Annotated in this window: 19 protein-coding genes and 1 pseudogene; 6 read left to right on the top strand and 14 right to left on the bottom strand. The window is 39.4% G+C overall.

All coding sequences use genetic code 11. The features are described from left to right. The first annotated feature begins 22 nt into the window (after nt 1-22). Nucleotides 23-1,411, top strand: a complete 1,389-nt coding sequence (locus Q0976_RS07060; protein WP_299492418.1) for an ATP-binding protein — start codon at nt 23-25, stop codon at nt 1,409-1,411. A gap of 9 nt (nt 1,412-1,420) precedes the next feature. Here Q0976_RS07060 and rbsB read toward each other — a convergent pair whose 3' ends face one another. The 3 genes from rbsB to Q0976_RS07045 all read right to left on the bottom strand — a co-directional run bounded on the left by rbsB (nt 1,421) and on the right by Q0976_RS07045 (nt 4,848). Then, a complete protein-coding gene (gene rbsB, locus Q0976_RS07055) occupies nt 1,421-2,308 on the bottom strand; it encodes a ribose ABC transporter substrate-binding protein RbsB (RefSeq protein ID WP_299492416.1) in 888 nt (295 codons plus the stop codon). A 69-nt stretch (nt 2,309-2,377) separates the two neighbouring features. Beyond that, nucleotides 2,378-3,343, bottom strand: coding sequence for a ribose ABC transporter permease (gene rbsC, locus Q0976_RS07050; RefSeq protein WP_299492414.1), 966 nt, complete (start codon nt 3,341-3,343; stop codon nt 2,378-2,380). After that, nucleotides 3,340-4,848 (bottom strand): ATP-binding cassette domain-containing protein, encoded by a 1,509-nt coding sequence (locus Q0976_RS07045; RefSeq protein WP_299492412.1) that lies wholly within the window; start codon nt 4,846-4,848, stop codon nt 3,340-3,342. The genes rbsC and Q0976_RS07045 overlap by 4 nt, the downstream gene beginning before the upstream one ends. A gap of 541 nt (nt 4,849-5,389) precedes the next feature. On the opposite strand from Q0976_RS07045, the gene Q0976_RS07040 reads away from it, so the two are divergent. Further along, nucleotides 5,390-6,706: an MFS transporter gene (locus Q0976_RS07040; RefSeq protein WP_299492410.1), complete on the top strand. Its 1,317-nt coding sequence runs from the start codon at nt 5,390-5,392 to the stop codon at nt 6,704-6,706. Nucleotides 6,707-6,746: 40 nt separating this feature from the next. Here the strand turns inward: Q0976_RS07040 and Q0976_RS07035 are convergent, their stop codons facing one another. From Q0976_RS07035 to Q0976_RS07025, 3 genes and pseudogenes are all read right to left on the bottom strand, one after another. Continuing rightward, nucleotides 6,747-7,151, bottom strand: a complete 405-nt coding sequence (locus Q0976_RS07035) for an SPOR domain-containing protein (RefSeq protein ID WP_299492514.1) — start codon at nt 7,149-7,151, stop codon at nt 6,747-6,749. Continuing rightward, nucleotides 7,131-7,631: pseudogene (gene lptA, locus Q0976_RS07030) on the bottom strand (lipopolysaccharide transport periplasmic protein LptA); the annotation flags it as partial. The pseudogene lptA and the gene Q0976_RS07035, both read right to left, overlap by 21 nt. A gap of 263 nt (nt 7,632-7,894) precedes the next feature. Further along, entirely contained in the window at nt 7,895-8,830 is a 936-nt protein-coding gene (locus Q0976_RS07025) for an acyl-CoA thioester hydrolase/BAAT C-terminal domain-containing protein (RefSeq protein WP_299492408.1), read from the bottom strand. Nucleotides 8,831-9,782: 952 nt separating this feature from the next. Between Q0976_RS07025 and Q0976_RS07020 the strand changes: the two genes are divergently transcribed. Continuing rightward, entirely contained in the window at nt 9,783-10,112 is a 330-nt protein-coding gene (locus Q0976_RS07020; protein ID WP_299492407.1) for a YnfA family protein, read from the top strand. Between the two features lie 322 nt (nt 10,113-10,434). Here Q0976_RS07020 and Q0976_RS07015 read toward each other — a convergent pair whose 3' ends face one another. The 6 genes from Q0976_RS07015 to Q0976_RS06990 form a co-directional block, all read right to left on the bottom strand. Then, entirely contained in the window at nt 10,435-11,364 is a 930-nt protein-coding gene (locus Q0976_RS07015) for a sulfurtransferase (RefSeq protein WP_299492406.1), read from the bottom strand. Then, a complete protein-coding gene (locus Q0976_RS07010; RefSeq protein WP_299492404.1) occupies nt 11,336-12,928 on the bottom strand; it encodes a bifunctional aspartate transaminase/aspartate 4-decarboxylase in 1,593 nt (530 codons plus the stop codon). Before Q0976_RS07010 ends, Q0976_RS07015 begins: the two co-directional genes overlap by 29 nt. Nucleotides 12,929-12,956: 28 nt before the next feature. Continuing rightward, nucleotides 12,957-13,481 (bottom strand): hypothetical protein, encoded by a 525-nt coding sequence (locus Q0976_RS07005; RefSeq protein ID WP_299492402.1) that lies wholly within the window; start codon nt 13,479-13,481, stop codon nt 12,957-12,959. Between the two features lie 74 nt (nt 13,482-13,555). Beyond that, on the bottom strand, nt 13,556-13,891 hold the full coding sequence (locus tag Q0976_RS07000; protein WP_299492400.1) for a hypothetical protein: 336 nt from the start codon (nt 13,889-13,891) through the stop codon (nt 13,556-13,558). Continuing rightward, complete coding sequence (locus Q0976_RS06995; protein ID WP_299492398.1) at nt 13,888-14,664, bottom strand: hypothetical protein; 777 nt, start codon at nt 14,662-14,664, stop codon at nt 13,888-13,890. Before Q0976_RS06995 ends, Q0976_RS07000 begins: the two co-directional genes overlap by 4 nt. Nucleotides 14,665-14,820: 156 nt before the next feature. Then, nucleotides 14,821-15,555, bottom strand: coding sequence for an SDR family oxidoreductase (locus tag Q0976_RS06990; RefSeq protein WP_299492396.1), 735 nt, complete (start codon nt 15,553-15,555; stop codon nt 14,821-14,823). Between the two features lie 339 nt (nt 15,556-15,894). Here Q0976_RS06990 and yghU point away from each other — a divergent pair, with 339 nt between their 5' ends. After that, on the top strand, nt 15,895-16,749 hold the full coding sequence (gene yghU, locus Q0976_RS06985; RefSeq protein WP_299492394.1) for a glutathione-dependent disulfide-bond oxidoreductase: 855 nt from the start codon (nt 15,895-15,897) through the stop codon (nt 16,747-16,749). Between the two features lie 87 nt (nt 16,750-16,836). On the opposite strand, the gene Q0976_RS06980 is transcribed toward yghU, so the two are convergent. Next, nucleotides 16,837-18,615 carry a P-loop NTPase fold protein gene (locus Q0976_RS06980; RefSeq protein ID WP_299492392.1) on the bottom strand — a complete coding sequence of 593 codons (1,779 nt, stop codon included), beginning with the start codon at nt 18,613-18,615 and terminating at the stop codon, nt 16,837-16,839. Nucleotides 18,616-18,874: 259 nt separating this feature from the next. Here Q0976_RS06980 and Q0976_RS06975 point away from each other — a divergent pair, with 259 nt between their 5' ends. Then, nucleotides 18,875-19,291 carry a S24 family peptidase gene (locus Q0976_RS06975; protein WP_299492513.1) on the top strand — a complete coding sequence of 139 codons (417 nt, stop codon included), beginning with the start codon at nt 18,875-18,877 and terminating at the stop codon, nt 19,289-19,291. 32 nt (nt 19,292-19,323) lie between these two features. Continuing rightward, the gene (locus Q0976_RS06970; protein ID WP_299492390.1) at nt 19,324-20,625 is read left to right on the top strand and encodes a Y-family DNA polymerase; all 1,302 of its coding nucleotides are present in this window, start codon (nt 19,324-19,326) and stop codon (nt 20,623-20,625) included. Between the two features lie 127 nt (nt 20,626-20,752). On the opposite strand, the gene Q0976_RS06965 is transcribed toward Q0976_RS06970, so the two are convergent. Beyond that, nucleotides 20,753-22,225: a hypothetical protein gene (locus Q0976_RS06965; protein WP_299492388.1), complete on the bottom strand. Its 1,473-nt coding sequence runs from the start codon at nt 22,223-22,225 to the stop codon at nt 20,753-20,755. Nucleotides 22,226-22,368 lie beyond the last annotated feature (143 nt).

Below are 22,368 nucleotides of genomic sequence, written 5' to 3'. Positions count from 1 at the left end.
GATGACAAACAGATCAATAAAAATGATAGCACGCGTAAGTATGCCTTGGTCAATTCGTACCAAATTAGTGCTAAGTTCAGTGTGTATTAGTGTGCTGAGTCTGGCTGCGGCGTTATTGCTGCAGGAATATGTTGAACAAAGTGCGTTGCTTTGGTCTTTTACATTGTCAGTTTTCATCGCATTAACGGCGAGTGTTTACGTTACGCGTCATTTATCACAATCATTGAAAGCATTAGAAGTTGGACTGCTTAACTTTAAAGATAATGATTTTAGTGTCAGCTTGCCTGAGGGGAAAGAAGAGCCGTTTAAAACCTTATCCAATCTGTTTAATCATGCGTCGAACAGTTTACGTCAGGAACGCCAGTATATTTATCAGCGGGAATTATTGCTCGATAAAGTGATCCAAAGTTCGCCTAATGTGATGTTACTGTTTGATGATAAGCAAAACATTATTTACGCCAATGATCCTGCGCGGCATTTATTTTATCAGGGACGCCCCATTGTGGGGTTAAATTTATCTTTGGTGCTAAACACTATGCCAAAGGTGTTAAGTGATGCGATTACGGAGCTGCAAGAGGGATTATTTTCTTGGCAGAGTGATGAGAATGATGAAAGTGATGAGGGGCCCTCCCGCGATGAAGATCAGGGGGACTACCTTGAAAAATGGGAGACTTGGCATGTGTCCAGAGGCCGCTTTTTATTAAATGGCCAGCATCATCATTTACTCTTATTGAAACAAATGACTCGCGAGCTCGATCGTCAAGAAGTCAGAGTGTGGAAAAAAGTGATCCGCATTATCAGCCATGAATTAAATAATTCAGTTGCGCCTATTGTCTCGATGGTCAATTCAGGAAAGAGGATCACTCAGGATATGGATAATCCTCTACTTAATTTGATTTTTGATACCATTGCCGATCGCAGTCAACATTTAAGCCAGTTTATTGCCGATTACTCTCAGTTTGCCAAGTTATCTTTACCAAGAAAACAGCCTGTGGATTGGGAGTATTTTATTGCGCAGTTAACACAAAGTTATGTTTTTGAGTTAGCCTCAAGCTTACCTGACACAAGGGGATTTTTTGATGTGGTCCAAATGGAGCAAGTGCTGCTTAATTTATTAAAAAATGCCCATGAATCGGGTTCAAGAGCGGAGGCTATTGAATTGTTGATCAAAGATGGTGTGTTCATCGATGCTAAAGCAGGGGTTGAAATTACCATCCAAGATCAAGGTGACGGTATGTCCAGTGACGTACTAAAACAAGCATTATTGCCTTTTTATTCGACTAAACAGTCAGGCACAGGACTTGGCCTACCTCTATGCCGAGAAATTATCGAAGCGCATAATGGTTTTTTAAGTATACATAATCGACTCAATGCTGGGCTCAGAGTTAAGCTGTGGTTACCCAATCAATAATGTACAGCTTTATTGTGTTTTAGGCGTTTGCTGAATGAGCTTTAAGGGAACAGGGATTATCTTGGGGACCCCCTTATCTTGTAATAGCTCGATTGCCGTTTTGACCCCAATTTGACCGATAACATCAGGTTGCTGAGCAATGGTTGCAGTGAGTTTACCTCTTTTTACCGCTGCTATTCCCGCTTTTGTTCCATCAAAACCCACGATAATCAGATGCTTATTTTCTGCTTGAATTGCACTTTGTGCGCCCAGTGCCATTTCATCATTTTGAGCAAAAACCGCTTGAACGTTTGGGTAGGCCGTTAATAAGTTCTCCATGACATTGAGCCCTTTAGTGCGATCAAAATCAGCCGGTTGTGAGGCCAGTAAATTAAGGTTATTGGTTTTCACTGCTTGTAAAAAACCTTCACCTCTTTCTCTGGCAGCAGAAGTACCTGCAATACCTTCTAATTGTATTACAGAGCCTTTTTCTCCAATTTGTTTGGCAATAAAATCTCCTGCCAATTTGCCTCCTTCGATATTATTAGAGGCAATATGTGATATCACTTTACCGTGGTTCGCGCCTCTATCTAATGTAATGACAGGAATGTTCGCACGATTAGCCAGTCGTATTGCATTGCCTACTGCATCTGAGTCGGTAGGGTTAATTAATAAGACTTTTACTTTTTTGGTGATAAGGTCTTCAACATTGGCAAGTTCCTTTGCAGGATCGTTTTGTGAGTTGAGTACACGTAACTCATAGCCTGAAGCACTAGCTTGTTTTGTTGCTCCATCTCGCATGGTGACAAAGAAAGGATTATTGAGCGTGGAGATCACTAAGGCAATGCTCTGATTGTCCTTTGCCGATACTGGAAATGTAAAAGTAATCAATATTAGTGCAATTAATTGTTTCAACATAAGGGGTTCCTTATATACCTGTAGTTTTTTCAGCTGAATACTGTAGCTTGAAGCATCACGGATATAGCATTAGGTTTTTTTATTATCAATAATGACAGCCAGTAAAATAACACCAGCTTTAATAATCATTTGATAATAAGAAGAGACATCTAAAAGGTTTAGTGCATTATTTAAAAAGCCAATGATAAGCGCACCGATTAGGGTACCAATGACAGTGCCTTTTCCTCCCATTAAACTTGTACCACCTAATACAACAGCAGCAATGGCATCTAATTCATAACCCACCCCAGCATTGGGTTGAGCTGAAGAGAGTCTTGAGGTGATAATAATCGCGGCGAGTGCAGATAATGCTCCACATATTGCATATACAGTGATTTTCACTTTTGCAACATTGATCCCTGAGAGATACGCTGCTGCTTCATTACCGCCCACTGCGTAAATATACCGTCCTAAACGAGTGTGTTTGAGTAGGTAATAGGCTAATAAAAAAACAATGAACATGATCCAAACTGGAATGGGGATCGAGAAGGCATAACCTGTTCCAAACCAAGAAAATTGATCTGCAAGATCTGTGTAGCCTGTTGAAATAGGACGCCCATCAGTGTAAACCAATGTTATTCCTCTTATGGCTGTCATGGTCACTAAAGTGGCAATAAATGCTTGTACTTTTCCCTTTGCGATAATGACACCACTGACTCCTCCGAGCATAGCGCCAGCTAATATGGCTAAGGGTAGCGTTATTGCAATGGGGAATGACAGTCCAATCATGCTGGCGGTGATGGCACCACAAAGGGCAAGAACAGAGCCGACACTTAAATCAATGCCTGCTGTCAAAATGACGAGCGTCATTCCCACAGCAATAATGGCATTAACAGAGGTTTGTCTGAGAATATTGAGTATATTATTAGCGGTAAAAAAGTTGTCGTTAAGCAAAGAGACAATAAGGATTAATAAGATCAAGGTGAGCAATGATTTTTGTTCTATTAGCCAAGATTTAGAAAAATAGTGAACGCGTGATGGTGTAGGAGGAGTCATATTGTTTTCTCGTCAATGGCGGCAGTCAGTAATTGTTCTTGGTTGGTTTGAGATGGAATAAACTCTCCGTTAATACGGCCTTGGTTCATGACTAAAATACGATCGGACATACCCAGAATTTCGGGGAGATCAGATGACACTAATATAATGCTGAGTCCATTCGATTTGAGCGTATTGATGAGAGTGTATATTTCTTTTTTAGCACCGACATCAACTCCCCTTGTTGGCTCATCTAAAATAAGGACCTTAGGTTGAAGCATTAGGCCTTTTGCGATGGCTACTTTTTGCTGGTTCCCACCAGATAAATGACCTACAGCTTGTGTAATGTTAGGGGTTTTAATATTAAATTGATGAATGTAATGCTGGATTGAAGCATGTTCTGTAGCATGTTTGATGTGTCCTGTGACATAACACAGACGTCGTAAGGCGCTTAAACTCATATTCTCTTTAACGGATAAAGACAATATGAGGCCGTCATTTTTTCTATCTTCTGATATGTAGGCTAATCCTGCTTGCAAACTCTTATTGGGAGATGTGGGGTTAATCACTGTACCATCAATGCTGATTTTGCCACTATCTCGAGGGAGCGCTCCATAGATAAGTTTCATTAACTCTGTACGCCCTGATCCAATTAATCCGGAAAATCCGAGGATTTCTCCTGCGTTGACATGAAAGTTTTGATTGGTGATTTTAATGCCATTGAGAGAAGGTCCACTAAGCTGTTCTATTTTCAGTTTCACGGTATTTGAAGGAGGAGATTTCTTAGGGTATTGCTGATCCAGTGTTCGACCAACCATCAATTCTATCATGTTATTTTCTGTCAATTCTGTGATGGGTTTTTGGGTGATGCTTTGTCCATCTCTTAAAATCGTTACTTGATCGCATATTTGAAAAATTTCAGGTAAACGGTGAGAGATGTAGACGATGGCGCAGCCTTGTTCTTTAAGTTGCTTAATGACATCAAATAAATGTTGAGTTTCCTTATGGGTAAGGGCATCTGTAGGCTCATCCATAATGACAATACTGGCTTGTTGAGATAGGGCTTTAGCAATTTCAACCATTTGCTGCTCCCCTAACCGGAGTTGGCTGACTTTTGTGTCAGGGGAATGGCGAATATGAAGCTGTGAAAGCAGTTTTTGCGTTTTCTCGTATAATATTTTTTTTACAATGTAACCGTATTGTGTAGGCTCTCTCCCTAAATAAATATTGTCAGCAATAGAGAGCTCAGGGATCAGGTTTAGCTCTTGATGAATGATACTAATTCCTTTGTCTTGTGCTGCTTTGGGGTGTTGAAAGCTTAATTCTTTTTCGTGAAAAATAATTTGCCCTGAGTCTGGCTTGACGCTGCCGGAAAGTATTCCCATTAGTGTTGATTTACCTGCACCATTTTCGCCAAGTAGTGCTACGACCTGACCTGCATATAAAGAGAGTCTTGCTCTATTTAACGCATTAACACCTGAATAGTGTTTACAGATCTCAATTAATTGCAAAATGGGTTGGGTCATGGGCCTTTTTGATGTCGAAGCATGTTTAATAATGATGAGTTTAAGGTTAGTTGCAATTAAACAGTAAGGCGAATTGTTGAGGTGTTGTTTTTATACTGTTTATTTGGTGACTTAATGGTAATGACATTGGTTTTTTAAAAATAAAACTATTAAGAAAACGTTATTCTTAGCATTAAGTCGTAGGTTAATAATGATTATGAATTGATGTGTTTTATCTGGCTGATATATATAGATATTTGTTTTTTTTAGTGTAATCAATTGGAGGTGGGACTGTATTCATCATTTTTTTTCGTTAATAAAATGATGAATATAATGTTTTAAAAAACAGGAGCTTTGAGAATAAATTAGACATGTTATAGCATGTCGGCTTGTTTTGTTTGCATAACAATAATAGACAATATTGGTCATGACATATTCAAATGTGAATGAGGTGTATTCATTGAATTTATTAATCATAACCCATTTATTATGCTGACATAATTTCTGATCTTAATGTTGTTCATTAATAATAAAAGATCGTAAAAAACAGGTTTAGATTACTATGTTTAATTTTTTAAAAGCGGCTTCGATAAAGCCAATGATGACGTCTCCTAAGCAAGTCGATAAGGATTATAAGTTCTGGCGCTTGCACCTGATGTTCACTATGTACATAGGATACGCTGTTTTTTATTTTACTCGGAAAAGTTTTAATTTTGTCATGCCAGCTATGGTGGCTGATTTAGGGCTTGATAAATCTGATATTGGTGTCTTAGGCACCTTGTTTTATTTGACCTATGGTTGTTCAAAATTTGTCTCTGGCATTATGAGTGATAGAGCAAACCCTCGTTATTTCATGGGAATAGGGCTAATTGCAACGGGTGTTATTAATATTCTCTTTGGCTTGTCTTCTTCAATAATGGTTTTTGCATCCCTTTGGGTACTGAATGCCTTTTTTCAAGGTTGGGGGTGGCCGCCTTGCTCAAAATTATTGACCACTTGGTATTCACGTTCTGAGCGTGGTTTTTGGTGGTCGATTTGGAACACTTCTCATAATGTGGGAGGGGCCATTATTCCCTTGCTAGTGGGAATATTGACGTTGCATTTTAGTTGGCGTATGGGGATGATAGTACCCGGTATTTGCGCCATAGTGGTTGGGTTATTTTTGTGTTGGCGTTTGAGAGATAAGCCCCAAACTTTAGGCCTTCCCAGTATTGGTGATTGGCGCAATGACAAGCTTGAGCAAGCTTTTGAACACTCAGATGAAGGCTTGAGTACCAAGGAAATTTTGTTTAAATATGTGCTTTCCAATAAATATATTTGGCTATTGGCGCTGAGTTATGTACTGGTCTACATTGTTCGTACGGGGATTAATGATTGGGGAAATTTGTATTTAACGGAAGAGCAAGGCTACGATTTAATGACAGCCAATGGTGCATTGTCTTTATTTGAGATTGGCGGATTTATTGGTTCATTAGTGGCAGGTTGGGGCTCAGATATTTTATTTAAAGGTAACCGTGGGCCCATGAATTGGTTATTTTCGATAGGTATTTTAATTGCTGTGGCGGCACTTTGGTTCTTTCCTACCCAAGGCTACTTTATGCAGGCAGCCTGCTTTTTTGCCATTGGTTTTTTCGTTTTTGGCCCACAAATGCTCATTGGTGTCGCGGCTGCAGAGTGTTCACATAAAGATGCTGCAGGAGCTGCAACAGGATTTGTTGGATTATTTGCTTATATGGGGGCTGCATTAGCCGGTTACCCTTTAGCACGTATTTTAGAGCTGTATAGTTGGACCGGATTTTTTACTGTGTTGACTTGTTCTGCTGGGGTGGTGGGGCTATTGCTCATTCCTTTTTTACGTAAACAAGCTGCTACTTCATGAAAGTAATGAATCTTAAATGGGGATTACAGAAGATTAACGCCTACTTAATGTGGTAAAAATAGGCGTTTTTTTCTATCTCGAATTGCACTTGTTTAATGTCTTTCTTGGCTGATTCTAAGCTCTGATAAGGACCAACGAGTATTCTAGATACTGTTTGTTCTCTGATCATATCTGGGAAGACAATATAGTCAAATCCACTGTTTTTGATTTTCTTAATGGCGTTATTGATTGAAGATTGTTTAGCAAAAACCCCCACTTGAATATACCACCCAGATTGATCGGCTGGAGGCTGATTAAGTTTGTTTTGACTTATTGGCGCAATACTGAGGGGAGAGGCTTTCTTCGTTGAGGGGCTGATTGGCGTTGGTTTGTTGCCCTTCTTTTTGTCATTTACTTTTGTAGTGGTAGCGGCACTGACAGGTGTGTTGTGTTGGACACTGTCCATTTTGATGACAGTAGTGACTCTATCTTTGCCTTTACTTCCACTTTGTGCGGTGAGTTTTTGCTGCAATATGTCATAAGTAATAGCGTTACTAGTGACTTTATTGCCACTTTGTTCAAGTATTGCATCTCCTGTCAGTTGTAATACTCGTGTATTCAGATCATAACGGATTTCCTTAGCACTGGCTGAGGCCATCAATCCATTATCCATCTTTTGAGAATAGGTTGCAGGTGCCCCTGTGGCGACTAAAATTTTATGCTCGTCATCGGTTGTTGAAAATGCCCGTAATGTTTGCGCCGTTATGGTAATAGAACCTTGAGTGACTTTTACAGGGCCATTAAAGATCATTTGGTTATTTTTGATATCGGCTTGCTGGTTTTTAGCCGATATAATCACTTCTTGTTGGAGATCGCTTTGTAAAGCAAAGGCGTTAACATTAAACAATAGTACTAAGCTTAAAAGTGTTAATCTGTAATGCTTCATTATGTTCTCTATTTGAGTGTCCATTATGAGCATAGTATTGAGTGACGTTTGTTGACAGTGCTTTTATTAAAATTTAACGGCCTTTTTCTTATTCATTACTTAGGTGGCATGAACTATACACTTGAGCTTAACATTTGTTCGATGTGGTTGAATATTGTCATACTTAAAAATGAATTGACTTAAGCCACTGAATTGTCTTTTCAAGTGACTTATGTAAAGAGATAATATTAAAGGACTGTGATTGATATAGCTATAGTATGTCGTTACTGAGGGCTTATCGCATTATTTCTAGGGCAATCAGAGGGGTTTTTAGCCAGCAAATGTTCTTCAAAGAAGTTATAAATTTTATCATCTTGACTCATCCAAGCACCATGTTCACCTGCTGAGGTGATGTGTTCAAAGTGATATGGAAAATCATGGTTTCTCAGCCTTTGCATCATTTTCTCTGACATTTCAGTCGATGGCCAATGCCTATCATTAATCGCTGACATAAACAGTAATGGACCTTGAATATGTTCTACCTTAATAGCGGCATTTTCGACAGCTTCTTCATCTTCTAACATAATATCAATGCTGGATTTTAAGTCTTGAGTAAAATAAGTTAACACTGAATGAAGTGATACAGGAACAAAGGGGAGCTGCTCTCCATTGATTGACAATGAAGATGTTGCCATAGTGTTCGTAAAACCTGCGAAGACGACATGACTCGGAACGATACCGGCAATCGCTCTGATTTCTGGATAATAACTGCCTAAGGTTAAAGCAAGCTCGGCTCCTTTAGATACCCCAATGACTGCAATGCATTTCTGATTAACTTGCGGGTGACTTGCTGCATCCAATATGGCTTTGTGGACGCCCGCTAAATCAATTCGGTCTAAATGTTCTGGGGTGCCATCTTTACCAAAATAATCTAAGGTGAGCAATGCATAGCCTTTATCGGTTATGGTTTGTAGTTTTTTAGGATCAAGGGACGCATCACTATTCCAGTGATGGTGATCTTCTTCTCCGCCTAAATAGACCAGTAATGGTTGCTGCTCTCCTTGGCTTAAATGAAGCCTTGATTGCACCTTTCCGTGATGTTCAGGCAAGTTAGCTGCTTCGGGTTTTAATCTTAAATAAGAATGGTAAGCGGTAAAAAGAATAATTAGGGCGAGAAGTGCGAGTAAAATCCACTTTGTAAATGATGTAAATAGTTTCATTGAAACATCCTTTCCATTGTTCGTTACACGTATCGATTAAAGTATTTTTTATTATTATGTTTTTAATCCATCTCAAATATAGCTTATTAACATATGGTTACTTCATGCTTTAGGCTATGAGTAAAGTCCTTTTATATTTTTATCGTTGTTATAAATAAGCGGCAATAGTCCCATTTAACTGTTTTATTATCTTAGACTAAAATTCGAATATAACCTTGTCAATGTTGTTTTAATGTTTTTAAGTGTTTCTTAATGAGTTTTATTGTATTTATAGAGTTTTTATATTGTATTTTTAGTGTTTAACTAATTGTAAGATTAAGCAAAGGTCCTAGAGTTCATTTGAGTTAAAGGCATAAAATGATGACCTTGTGTGTCATTTAGTATATTGCCCATTGACATGAAGATGCGAGTTTCAGAACCGCTCAAATACTCGAGTTCAAAGCCTGTTATTGAGGGAATGTAGGCACTTTTTAAAATGATAAAATGCAGAAGTAGGGCTTGTTCGATCCCTAACAGGCTGATTTTTATTAATAAGATTAAAGCGTTTTATATTGCGTTATTGAACATTGACTTAGAACAACTAGGCTCGCTGTTCAACGCTTTGCCTATAAGCCTTTTTATTCCAGCTCAATTCTGCATTTTCATGTTATTTGGGTATACACAACATACTGAAAGTAAAGTTCAATATTTTTATTCCAAAAGGCTAGTTATTTAGTTTTATAGATGAAAGTCGTATTCCAAGCTGAGAGATATTAAATAAAGTGATGTGGTATTTTTAATGTATGAGTTTTTTAGAGGCTTTATTTTTCGTTTATTTGTTAAAGTTTTGAATATGATTGTATCTAAATCGATTTATATTTTTCAGTTGGTTGTGTTTTAAAAAGACTCAACTTGAGCATATAAAGTTGTTTAGCCGACTAATGAGTTTATTTAATAAAATGAGTGTTAACCTATGTTTGTAATGAAAACCTTAATCCTTTTTGTGATTACTGCTATTGCTGAAATTGTCGGCTGCTATTTACCTTATTTGTGGTTAAAAGAAGATAAGAGTGCTTGGTTGTTAGTACCAGCAGCCTTAGCGTTAGGATTATTTGCGTGGTTACTTTCTCTTCATCCTGCAGCAGCTGGAAGGGTGTATGCTGCTTATGGTGGGGTCTATATTTTTGTAGCCATACTGTGGCTTTGGGGAGTCGAAGGGATAAAGCCCAGCGGCTGGGACTTTCTAGGGGCTTCAGTTGCGCTGGCCGGTATGGCCATTATCATGTTTGCGCCTAGGGGATGATATGACTTTCAAAAGAAGAACTTTATAGCTAAATCAATATAAAATGATAATCTCAGAGCAATCAATTGAGCGGCAATTTGAGGCGTATTAGTGATGGAATGTAGGCACCTTTCGAGATAATGCAACAAAGAAGTGTCGCTCAAATGAAGCTCCTAAAAGGCTGGTTTAAAAGTGATTTATGCGTTGTTGATTTGTTTTACCGTAGAATGACTATGCTTTTAACAATTCGCCTAGCCTAAATCACTTTTTATTCCAGCTGAGTATGTCATTTTATATTGATTTAGCTATATCTTTTGGGTTCTTCTTTTGTTGTGCCGCTTTTTTATTTTTCAATTGGATTGTTTTTATGCTTAGTCCATTCACTCCAAGATCCAATGTAAAGTTTATAGTGGCTAAAGCCTGCAAGTTCCATGGCGAAGGCATTATGACATGCTGTTAAGCCCGAACCGCAGCTGTGAATGATAGGATCTGATGTGCTGTATTGAGCAATAACTGAAAAATCCCTGACAAGTTGCTCTTGCGGTAGGAAATAACCTTTTTTATCAATATTTTTCTGACAAGGATGATTCACTGCACCCGGAATATGGCCTAATACTGTGTCGATAGGGTTCGGTTCTCCATTAAATCGCAATAGGGGTCTTGCATCCGTGATGAAGTGTTGTTCTTTTAACGCAACCTTATGCTGCACATATTGCATATCCACATGTTGGCTATCATCAAAAGAAAAAGAGTGAGTGGATGCAGTGATTTGAGGCAAGTTTTGGGTGACAGGTAACCCTGCATCCTGCCAAGCGCTAAAACCGCCATCAAGTAAAGACACGTTATTGATATGAGCCCAGCGAAAGAGCATCCACCATAAGCGGGCAGCAAATAAGTTCCCTGTATCAGCATAAATAACAATTTTGCTGTTAGGGGTAAGGCCCAATACTTGTAACTTCTGATTAAAATTCTTATGAGTAGGTAAGGGATGCCGACCTGAACTATCTGTAATCTCCCCTGTTAATTCGGCATCAATATCGACAAACTGTGCGTTTGGAATATGCCCTTTAAGGTAAGCTTGTTTCCCTTTTGTAAGTGCGTTAGCGCTTGTTTGGAAGGCTGTGGGTTGAGGCAGAGCATAGCGACAGTCGAAAATACATAACTCATTATTGTTATTGTCGATAAGTTGCTTTAATTCGATAGCGGTAATTAACATAGTGGTGCCTTCATGAAATAAGCGTTCATTATTTTTTATCTTGTAGAAAGAGCGCATAGTACTCGTCTACAACGGTTTTGGTTAGTTGACCTATGGCGATATATTCATTGTGAGTGAGATTGGCAAGAGAAACCCGTACTGAACCATGAACGACATCAAAGCCTTTTCCTGGTAGTAACACAACCCCTGTTTCATCAGCCAGTTTAAAGAGGAATTCTGGGCCATAACCTGATGTTTTAAACCATTGTACAAATTGCTCACCATAGACATGCTTGCCTAATACATCTAAATCGAGCAGCGTATAATAATCAACGCGGTTAACATCGTTTTCAATATTAATTCCCATGCTTTTATATAAGGTTTGGTACCGATCTCGAATAATACGTTTTGCTGAGTGTTGATAATAATGCTCTTTATCCATTAAACACGCCAGAGAAAAAAAGACCATTTGTACTTGTTGAGGTAGAGATAAACCGGCTGTGTGATTCAGGGCGACTGAGCGACTATCAGCTACTATTCTATCAATAAATTTAATGGATTGAGGTTGAGGAGAGAGTGTTTTATAGCGGGTGTTTAATAATGTTTTCATTGTTTTGTTAAGGGATTGGAGTGCATCGTCAAACACATTTTCTTCTTGTAAGGCTATAACGCCAAGGCGCCAGCCCGTTGCGCCAAAGTATTTAGAAAACGAATAAACACAAAGAGTGTTATAAGGGCATCGTGCAAATAAGGAGACAAAATTATCAGCAAAAGTGCCATAAACATCATCTGTGATAATAAACAGATCTTGTCTTTTTGTTTCTATTAGATGAGAGAGCTTATCCAGTACCTGATCTGAAAATTTATAGGAGGCCGGATTGCTGGGGTTAACCACACAAAAGAGTTTAATGTTAGGATCATTCAGTTTCTCAATTTCACTGTCATTGAGTTGCCATGTTTCTTCATCGAGCCTAATTTCAACGATTTTTAGTCCGTATTCTGCTAGGGTAGGGATTTCTAAATACGGAGTGAAAATAGGTGTGGTTAAGGCAATTTTATCCCCTTTTTTAAGCAAACCATTTTTAAATAAAGTTTGAAATGAGTAAGTCATTGCGGCAGTACCGCCTTCTGTTGCAAATAAGTTAAAATGTTCATTAGCTGGTAATCCCCCATACATTTCTTGTTTTATATAGTCTTTTACAATAGATTCTGAGTGGGGCAACATACGTGGGGGAATAGGGTAATTACAGCCTAAAAAAGCATTGACCATTTCATGTAAGAATTCATGTCTGCTCAAACCTAGCTGATCTTTTACATAACTGATCGCCGATTGGATGAATTGTACACCTTCCGTGTCTTTATGTTTTTGTGCAAACGTATCAAATCGACCGACAATGCCTTTAATATCAGGGATCCCACCAAAACCGCTATTAATATAGGCATAGGAACGCTCTGCTTCCTCTAATGCAAAATCCCCTAAACGGATAAAAGCACGTCTGGGTAAAGTGGCTAAAAAATTGGGGTTACCTCGCCCAGCATCAAGTAATAATCGATGCTGATTATTACAAGCAATATCAATGAGTTTATCTTTTAATTCAAAGGGGCTTAATGCTGCCCATTGAGCATATTCTTTATTTGGCATAGTCAGTGTCCATTTTAAGCATTTATTATTAACTGGCGTTTTGCGTAATGATCCCAATAATTATGGGTCCCCAAAGAGTAAGAAGGACGTTCGCGACAGCGTAAGTGACGGTAAATGAAAAAACGGGAGTGGCATTTCCCGCTTTATCGAGCAATGCGGCGAAACCGGGATTAGCACTCCTGCCACCGACTAAGCAGCCCATGGCTTCAATGGGGTTTTTAATGCGCAAGACATAGTAAGAAAAATAAAAGGTGATAATTTGGGGAATGAGTGTGACGCCGAATCCAAGAAATAATAAGGTCATGCCATACTCTTTAATGGTAACCACAGCTTGAGGCCCTGCGGTTAATCCAACTAAACCGACAAATACCGCTAGCCCAAAGTCTCGTAGAAAATTTGAGGCTCCCATAGGTAAAGAGGCAAATCTAGGATGTCGGCTTCTTGCCCATCCAAGTATTAAGCCTGACACTAAACAACCTACACCAGAACCAATAGTGACTGGAATACCAAACAGTGAAAAATGAATTTGGCCTATCAATATTCCAAGGGTCATGCCAATGCCAAAGAAAACAAAATCAGTACTGAAGGGGGAAATGAGTCGATGACCAATGGTTTTTTCAACACGGTTTAAATCTTTGGGGGCGCCTGTGACTTCAACTTCATCGCCTTTTTTAGAATGAGCTGAGGATCAATGGCTAACACTTCACCTGCGCGTTTTACTTCTGTAAGGTAGACGCCACGACGAATAGGCATTTGTGTTTCTTGCTTAATTGTTTTCAATGTGTGGTTAATTAATCGTTGATTATTAACGATTAAATGCCTATACTCCTCAATAAGCTCAAGTTCTCTGGGGGGATCGACCTCCTCACCAAAATAACTCATGAGTTGTTTGACTCGCGCGCGCAGTCCAGACACAATTACCATATCCCCAGGTTGTAATGTATCGTCTTTCTTGAAGCTCACGCTATTCCCTCACGTTTAATGACTTCAATGGCAGCATCATTCAGCTCTTCATTGATTTCTGATACGCAGCGGTTAATCGATTGGCTTTGATTGGATACATAATAAGCACGTGTGACAACCCGCTCTATGGCATTAAATTGACCGGGCTCTAATTCTGCTTGATCCGGTGCCGTTTGATTCGCAAGTTTGATGGCTTCAGCGCGTAGATCCCAATGCATGACCATAGGGAAAAACCAAGTCACCATGAGAATGGGGCCTAATGAGCCAAAGATATAAGTGACCGCATAGCCCACCGCCACATTGATTTGCATGATGGCTTTGCTTTGCTCAGAAATCCCCGTAAGCTGAGATATCGCGTCTCCTGCTGTTCCTATGATAGATGATTGTGTGAGTCCGCCTGCCGCTAATCTTGCAGCTGTTCCGCGATCTAAGTTAAATAACCAAGCGGCGATAAGCACGCAAATGAGTCCCGTCAGGGTCATCACGACTGCTGATATCAGGATATTAAGTGTACGTAAATTTAAGGCATTAAAAAAACGAGGACCACCTTGAAAACCAACCGCATAGATAAAAAGCGCAAAGAAAATATTTCGAATACTGGTGTCAATCTCTACGCCGACTTGACCCACCACTATCCCCATCAGTAGTGTGCCCGCAACGCCGCCTAAAACAAAACGACCTATGGTGATTTTACCGACTAAATAGCCCAAAGTGAGTGTAATAAATACGGCAAGGAGTGGCGATGCTGTAAAGAGAGAGTGTAAAATGTCCATATCAACACCGTAAAAAAGACGTTGATTAAAAACTAGTTGATGGTGTGATATTTAGCTACTAAAGCGTTATAAAATCAGGTGCTGAATAGGGGATCATTGCTTTTTGAAAGTAGCCTGATGTGTTATCAGGCTATTGAGAAAGAAGAAAGATGGCTTTTAAGCGGATCCAGCTGTGATTAATGTATCTGAATAACTTTGATAGGCACTTTCAAAGTCCTTTGCGACAGGATCGGGGAATAAATGAAAATCACCTTGGTTAAGAGAATGAATAATCGCTTGTGCCACACTGGCTGGTGTCGCGCCGTCAGCAAAGCCGACTTGCGCTGCCATGTCGGTATCAATGGGGCCAGGATGTACGCTTAATACGTGAATATTCTTATCGATGAGTTTGTCTTTTAGTCCTTGAGTAATAGAGTAAGCAGCTGCTTTGGAAGCGGAATAAAAATCTACTCCAGAGAAGTTTTTAATTGAAGCAACAGAGTTGAGCTGCACTAAGGCGCCACCACCATTTTTCTCAACAACGGGGACTAATGCGTTACTGATCCTTAATAGGCCATATAAATTAATCGTTAGCTGCTTATCAAGCGCAGCTTCGGTATTGTCGTTTAGCAGATCGGTTAATGCTAATACGCCAGCATTATTCACAATAATTTCAAGATCGCTCACCTGATCGGTCAAGGCTGCAATGGCTTTGGCATCAGCCATATCGACTTGCAACGTTTTTACTTTATCACCAAATTTAAATTCAAGTTCTGTGGTGCTTTCTGGATCTCGTACTGCTAGATAGACTTTTTTTGCACCTTGTTCGATAAAGGCTTCAACAATGGCTTTTCCTATGCCTCGATTGGCGCCAGTCACTAATGCAACTTTATCTTTAATGGATACACTCATATTTTATTCCTTGATTTTAATGTGTTTTATTAATACTAACACCGATACATTGAGTCGTTACTTGAAAAAGGGTCGGGAAATTGCTTTTTCTGTACCACTTGGTATACAATATAATGTACTTACCGGTACATTATTGTCAAGGTTATTTTAAATAATATTGTTTTTATTTTTAACATTATGATTCAATTTGTTTTTAATGAGTACTTACAATATTGTCGTTTGATAGGTAAATAAACATTGTGCGGAAGGCTAAGCTTAATGGCTAGCTATGATCTTGAATGTGTTTAGCATCCGTTTTCTGTAGTGAGATTAAGTATCAGTATTAAGTGAGGAAGCATCATGGCAACGACATATACACCACCTAAAGTGTGGCAAATGAATAATGAAAACGGTGGGCAGTGGGCAAGTATTAATAGGCCGGATGCTGGGGCGCGTTTCGAGCAAGCTTTACCTGTGGGTGAGCACGCTCTGCAGTTGTATTCAATGGGGACACCTAATGGACAAAAAATCACTATCATGCTTGAGGAGTTATTGGCCTTAGGGGTGGCGGAAGCGGAATATGATGCACATTTAATTAATATTGGTGATGGTGAACAATTCTCATCAGGCTTTGTTGAAGTGAATCTGAATTCAAAAATTCCTGCGCTGGTGGATAATACCAGTGAGATGCCTGTGAATGTGTTTGAATCAGGGGCTATTTTACTGTATTTAGCCGAAAAGTTTGGCCATTTTTTACCGAATGAGCTACAGCAGCGTACACAAGTGATGAATTGGCTTTTTTGGCTACAAGGCTCAGCCCCTTATCTGGGAGGCGGCTTTGGGCATTTCTATGTTTATGCACCAGAGAAATTTGAATACCCCATTAACCGTTTTACCATGGAAGTAAAGCGTCAACTGGATGTACTCGATAAGCAATTAGCAAATAACACTTTTATTGCAGGTAATGAGTACAGTATTGCGGATATGGCCATCTGGCCTTGGTATGGCAATTTAGTGTTAGGTAAAACCTATAATGCTGCTGAGTTCTTAGAGGTAAACAGTTATCGACATGTGCAGCGTTGGGCTAAAGTCCTCTCTGAGCGAAAAGGTGTGCAGCGTGGCCGTATTGTGAATCGCACTTGGGGCGAAGATTGGGAGCGTTTAGAACATCGTCACAGTGCCGCTGATATTGACAGAGTGCTTAGTAAGCGATAGCGCAGACATTTTAGTTTAGTACCTTGAGATATAAATCGTGATGCATCAATAGGCCTTTCTGGTTACAGTGAAGGCCTTTTACATTTTTTAGATTGCAATATCGAGATTGTTGCTCACGCTGGTGGTGAGGGAGGAGGCTAATTCGACTAAATCTCGGTAATAATTCATGGGTATTTGATTCAGTTCGTTTTTGAAAAATAAATATTCTAACCATAAATTGGCACTATCTTGATGATTCGCTGTTGAGTTTAATTTGCTGTTTAAATAGTTTTTCTGTAAAGAACCCTCTATGCTTTTAAGTTTTTCTTCTTTTTTATCGTTAGTTGGATGTGTCTTTCTTGATAGTACTGCGTCAAACATTCCTAATGCTGGATTATTTTGATAATAAACAGAAAAGATATTATCAAAATAATAATGGTATTCAGCTTTATAGTTTTTTTCTGGATATTTGTTTTCTGGTGGAGATCTAAATCCATTATCGGATACCCCTAAATATTTTGTAATGGATTGTGGTTTGAACTGGTTCTGAATGTCGTATACTTTTGTATTAAAACGGGCCGTTAGATAATCAGCAAGTGTGATTTCTTTATCGCCGTCTTGTCGTTTAAATCTTTGAGAGACAATTTCCTGATATAAGCTTTCATCTTTCTCGCGAATACACAAAAGTGTGGTGAGCATCAACAGATCCAGTTTACTACCTTCGGGCAGGTTTACCACAGTGGCAATGACTCTTTCGGTCACTTGAATGGCGGAGCGAGGTGGGAGGTTAAAGCAATTTAAAATGGCGCTGATATTGTCGACCGTTAAATCAATATTATCATTCATCGGCCATAATATAATGTTCTTATCTCGTAATTGACTGTTGTCCAGCGCTTGTATGTTGCAATGGATTGGCAGTAACTGAGTGAGATCCGCTTGGCGTAAGCTAAAGCGACTATGAAAGAAACGGCCCAAGTAAAGCTTGGCATCAAAGCCTTCACCATAAACTGCTTTAATGGCGTGTTGTAGTTGTTCAGTATCTGTGGCCACCACAAATACCATGCCTTCAATATCGAAGATATGTTTAATGACTTCCAGCATTTCAACGGCGTAGCTTGGGCGGCAGCGATCCAGCTCATCAATAAACACAAAGGCTGGACGCTTGAGTGGTGATTTATGTTGGCTAAGGCCAATGGCGGCACCAATCCATTCTTTGACGCTGGTTTTTAAGGCTTCGATGGCCATTGATTTAGCATCGTGTTCATCGAGTATGTGTTTAACGGCTGCAGATGCGGCAAAGCCCATGTCAATGGGATTGCCTTTAACGTCTGTTATTGGATTGCCTTGTTCATCGAGTAATTTTATTGTTTCGTCATCACGAGCTTGCATGATTTCAACAGGATCGATGCCCATAAAACGCTTACTGAGACCTCTCGCGATCCCTGGGGCTGCGGCTTTAAATAATCCAACCCACTTTTTAGAGGCCTTAAAAGAGTCTTCTTTATCTTTGCCTGCGAGTACTCTTAGCTGGTTTATCATGGATGAAACTACAGTCAATAAGGGGTCGTCTGAATAATCTTGCTTCCACGCATCGACATAAATGACTGGGTAGTGTTGCTGTAACGTATCAAACCAGCGTTTGAGAAAGTAGGTTTTACCTGAGCCCCATTCGGAGTTGAGGTTAATCACATAGTTTTTATATGTATTTGGTTCCTGATTAGTATCTGTTACTTGCGAAAGCAGAAAGTGAGTGAGAAATTCAGCGTACTTTGCCCTATCAAGTTTGTCCTCTGGGAAGGTTTCTGTCTTGTCATCCGTATCCTTCTTAGTTTGAGAAGTGATAATGTTAGCAGGCTGAGACCAATCAAATTTTACAGAATTATCCATAGTGTATATCCATATTTAACATATTTTACAGTATCTTGTTGATTTTTAGTCCTTGATGCAATGTGAATGAGCGAAAGTGTGAGCCTGCAACACTTTGTATCTCTTTGCCGCTTTTTCTTGGTGGATAGACACAATCTTCGCTATGATAAATATACTGTATAAATAAACAGTATTTTAATTGTGAGTGTGAGAAAGGTAGAGTTTCATCGCTTAGAGTAAAAAGAATGAGTAAGCATATGATGCAGGCGAGGCAGTAATGATAAAAGTGATCCCAATTTATATCGCAGCGGGAATTAACGGATTTGAAAGTCCTGCAGCGGAGTATTTACAGCTCCCTTTGAGTTTAGATGAACTGCTTATTGAGCATCCCAGTGCGACATTTCTCGGTTTTGCCAGAGGGAACTCTATGGAAGGGTTAGGTATATTTGATAACGACATCTTGATTGTGGATAGGTATGTCAAAGTCAATCAATTTGATGTCATCGTGGCAAATTTAAATGGTGAGTTTGTGTGCAAGCAATTGGATGTGCACCAAAAACTTCTCCTGTCATCTCATTGTGAGTATCAAGCCGTTAGTGTCAATGAGTATGATCAATTTAGTATTGAAGGCGTGGTAATACGTTCGGTACGTTGCCATCGTCCTAGTCCCGTTTTAGCGTGTTCTGTAGCGCAATGAGAGAAAGTAGCGATGAAACAAGGTAATAAGACATGTTTGCCTTAGTGGATGCCAATAGTTTTTATTGCAGTGCAGAGCAAGTGTTTCGCCCTGATTGGCGGGGTAAGCCGCTGGTGGTGTTATCTAATAATGATGGCTGTATTGTGGCAGCCAATAGACAAGCAAAAGCATTAGGCGTAAAAAAGTTTGTGCCTTATTTTCAGGTAAAAGCCTTATGTGAAAAACGCGGGGTGATAGCACTCTCGTCAAATTATGCGCTGTACGGTGATTTGTCCATGAAAATGATGCAAATCATTGGCCGTTTTGCACCTGAGCAATATATTTATTCTATCGATGAGAGCTTTCTGTCTTTTAAGGGCGCCGCTGCGGGAGAAGGAGGTAGCGTAGCATTTATGGATATCGGTCAGCGTATTCGCCGCGCAGTATGGAAAGAGGCACGTTTACCTGTGTCTGTGGGCATGGGAGCCACATTAACATTAGCAAAATTGGCGGCTCATATTGCCAAGACGGTGCCTGAGTATCAAGGTGTGTGTGTGATTGATACTGAGGGCAAACGGCTTGATATGCTCAGGCGAGTGTCTGTGGGAGATGTGTGGGGGGTAGGCCGAAAATTGATGAAAAAACTAGCCCGTTTGAACGTACATTCAGCCTATGATTTATCAGGTCTGCCATATGAGCTAACTTATAAATCGTCATCTAAAAATTTGGGTCATGGCTTTAATATCGAAGTGAGTCGTACCATTGCTGAGCTCAATGGTGAACCCGTTAAAGAATGGGATCGAGTACATGTTGATAAAAAGCAAATTTTTTCAACTCGCAGCTTAGGGGAGCGTATGACTGATAATAAAGAGGCTTTGTGTCAAGCCTTGTGTTTACATGTCGATATTGCGGCGGTAAAAATGCGCCAACAGCAATCGGGCTGTTTGCAATTATTGTTATTTGCTATGAGCTCTCCCCACGACACCCATGCTCGTGCTTTCAAGGTCTTGCATACCTTTGAGCGACCCGTCAGTTCAAGTTTGGAGCTTTGCAGGGCAGTAAAACAGCTTGTATCGCGTTTATACCATAAAGGTATACGTTACTATAAAGTGGGCGTGGGGCTTATGGATTTGGTGAGTTGTCATCACCAGCAGTTAGATATGTTCTCGCCCCTGCTTGAACACCCAAATCTGATGCCTGTTTACGATAAGCTTAATCGACGCTTTGGTCGCGGAACCGTATTTGTGGCCGCTGAAGGTACATCTAAATCACGAGCCGATTGGACCATGCGCCGCACCTATTTAACCCCACAATACACAACACAGTGGCATTGTTTACCTAAGATTAACTGCTAAGACGTTTAGTATGATATTGAAGACACTATGTTGAAGGAGGGGATAGAAGATCTTTAGCGTCAATTCTTTCTACTGACAGAGAGACAGTAGAAAGAATTTAAGTTAATTTAAAAGGGGTTGTGGTTAATTAAAAGTTCGATTCGTGCCCTAGGTTTATGTCTACACCTGCTTGTTCTATTTTTGAAAGAAATAACGCTTTGATACCCTCAAATTCGTAGTTATTGCCATGTACCTCTTTTGCTACCTTTTCTACTTCCCTTAATATCTTAACAAGTTTAAATTTATTTTCATCAATACCATTAAAGTCATCGATTTCTGTTTTATCTGCATCTCGTAGCTCCCAAACGTCTAATCCTTGAACATAAATTAAGTTCTTTTCAATGACATCAAGGATGTTTTCATCATTGACTCGAGCAGCACGTTCTTGATCTGCTAATTTTTGTTGTGCAGCTATTTCATCCAAGTAAGCTTGATATTGATTGGCATTATCGGGTGAGAGAATTTCAACTTTGTCGTATTGATTGATCTCTTTTAGTGTTTCTGGCTCACAGCTAAACAAGGCGTGATTTGGGAACGTATGCACATAAGCATCAATTTGAGCATTATAACGGGCAGTGTGGGCAATTTGGTCATCTTGATAAAAGACTGCGATTTTTACATTAGGATCTTGGTCATGTAAATGCAGATATTCATCATATAGAACATCTTTACTGCTGATTATGTCAAATACATTGTTTCCCTGACTGTCATCAAACTCGCAACCTAAGGCATATTTATGACAATTACCCGGATTTATTTCTGTGTTTAAAATTTGAATATGACCTTTTAATTCGGGTTGATAATCAAATAACTTTGTCTCTGCCAGCTGAATGGCTTGAGGATCCCTCTCTTGTGCAGGTTGAATATGACTTGGAAGTGCTGAAATGGGCTTCGCAATTGGAGGTTCAACAAGTTTAAGTCGAGCTTGTAATTGTACTCCTTGCCCAAATGGTAATTGAGGGTTTGCATCGGATTGTGTTCTGACTTCTTTTAATGACTGCTGAATATTTCGCTCCATTAACTCATCAGTGAGCTTGATTTTTGAAGAAGGAAAAGCAGTTGGGTTTTCTTTTTTATTCACTAAGTGCATTAAAAATTGAACTTCATTACTCACGTGATCTGTTTCTTCAGCGTTGAGCTTGATATCAATAAGAAGGCGTAGCATGTCTGTTGATAAATCAGTGAGTAAAGGTTTATGGCCATGATTTTCATTTTTGAGGCATAATTGATGAAAGGTTTTGCAGGAGTGTTTCAGTTGCTCTTCTCGAAAACTGCCTGGTTCAGATTTTTGAGCCAGCTCTAATAATAACTCATTGGCTTTATGACCAATATAGTCCTTTCTTACCGTTAAATTACAAAGAATGTCGATAGACTCTTGATCATTATTGAAGGCAAAGTGCTTCAATGCACCAAAAGTATCATCTAATTTAAATTGATTAAATTGTTGTTCATTGATATTTTTATCTGAAAATAGTAGTTCAAACTTAACGGGAGTTTGTTTGGGATCCGTTGGATTTACACAATCTAAGAATCGTGTACTTGACACAGCGATACTGTTCATAAAAACCTTAATTATAAAGAATTGAAGTATTGCAAAAATAATACGCTGTTGAGGGAAAGAGGACTAAAAGAAATAACCTTGCTATTTAATAATCTGGTTAGACCAGGTTGTCAAGGATAGGATATATAAAAAGCAGCTCATTA

The sequence above is a fragment of the uncultured Shewanella sp. genome (assembly GCF_947501665.1).
In the GTDB taxonomy this organism is placed as follows: domain Bacteria; phylum Pseudomonadota; class Gammaproteobacteria; order Enterobacterales; family Shewanellaceae; genus Shewanella.
The sequence above is the reverse complement of the archived record's forward strand: the minus strand, read 5'-3'. Positions and strand labels throughout refer to the sequence as shown.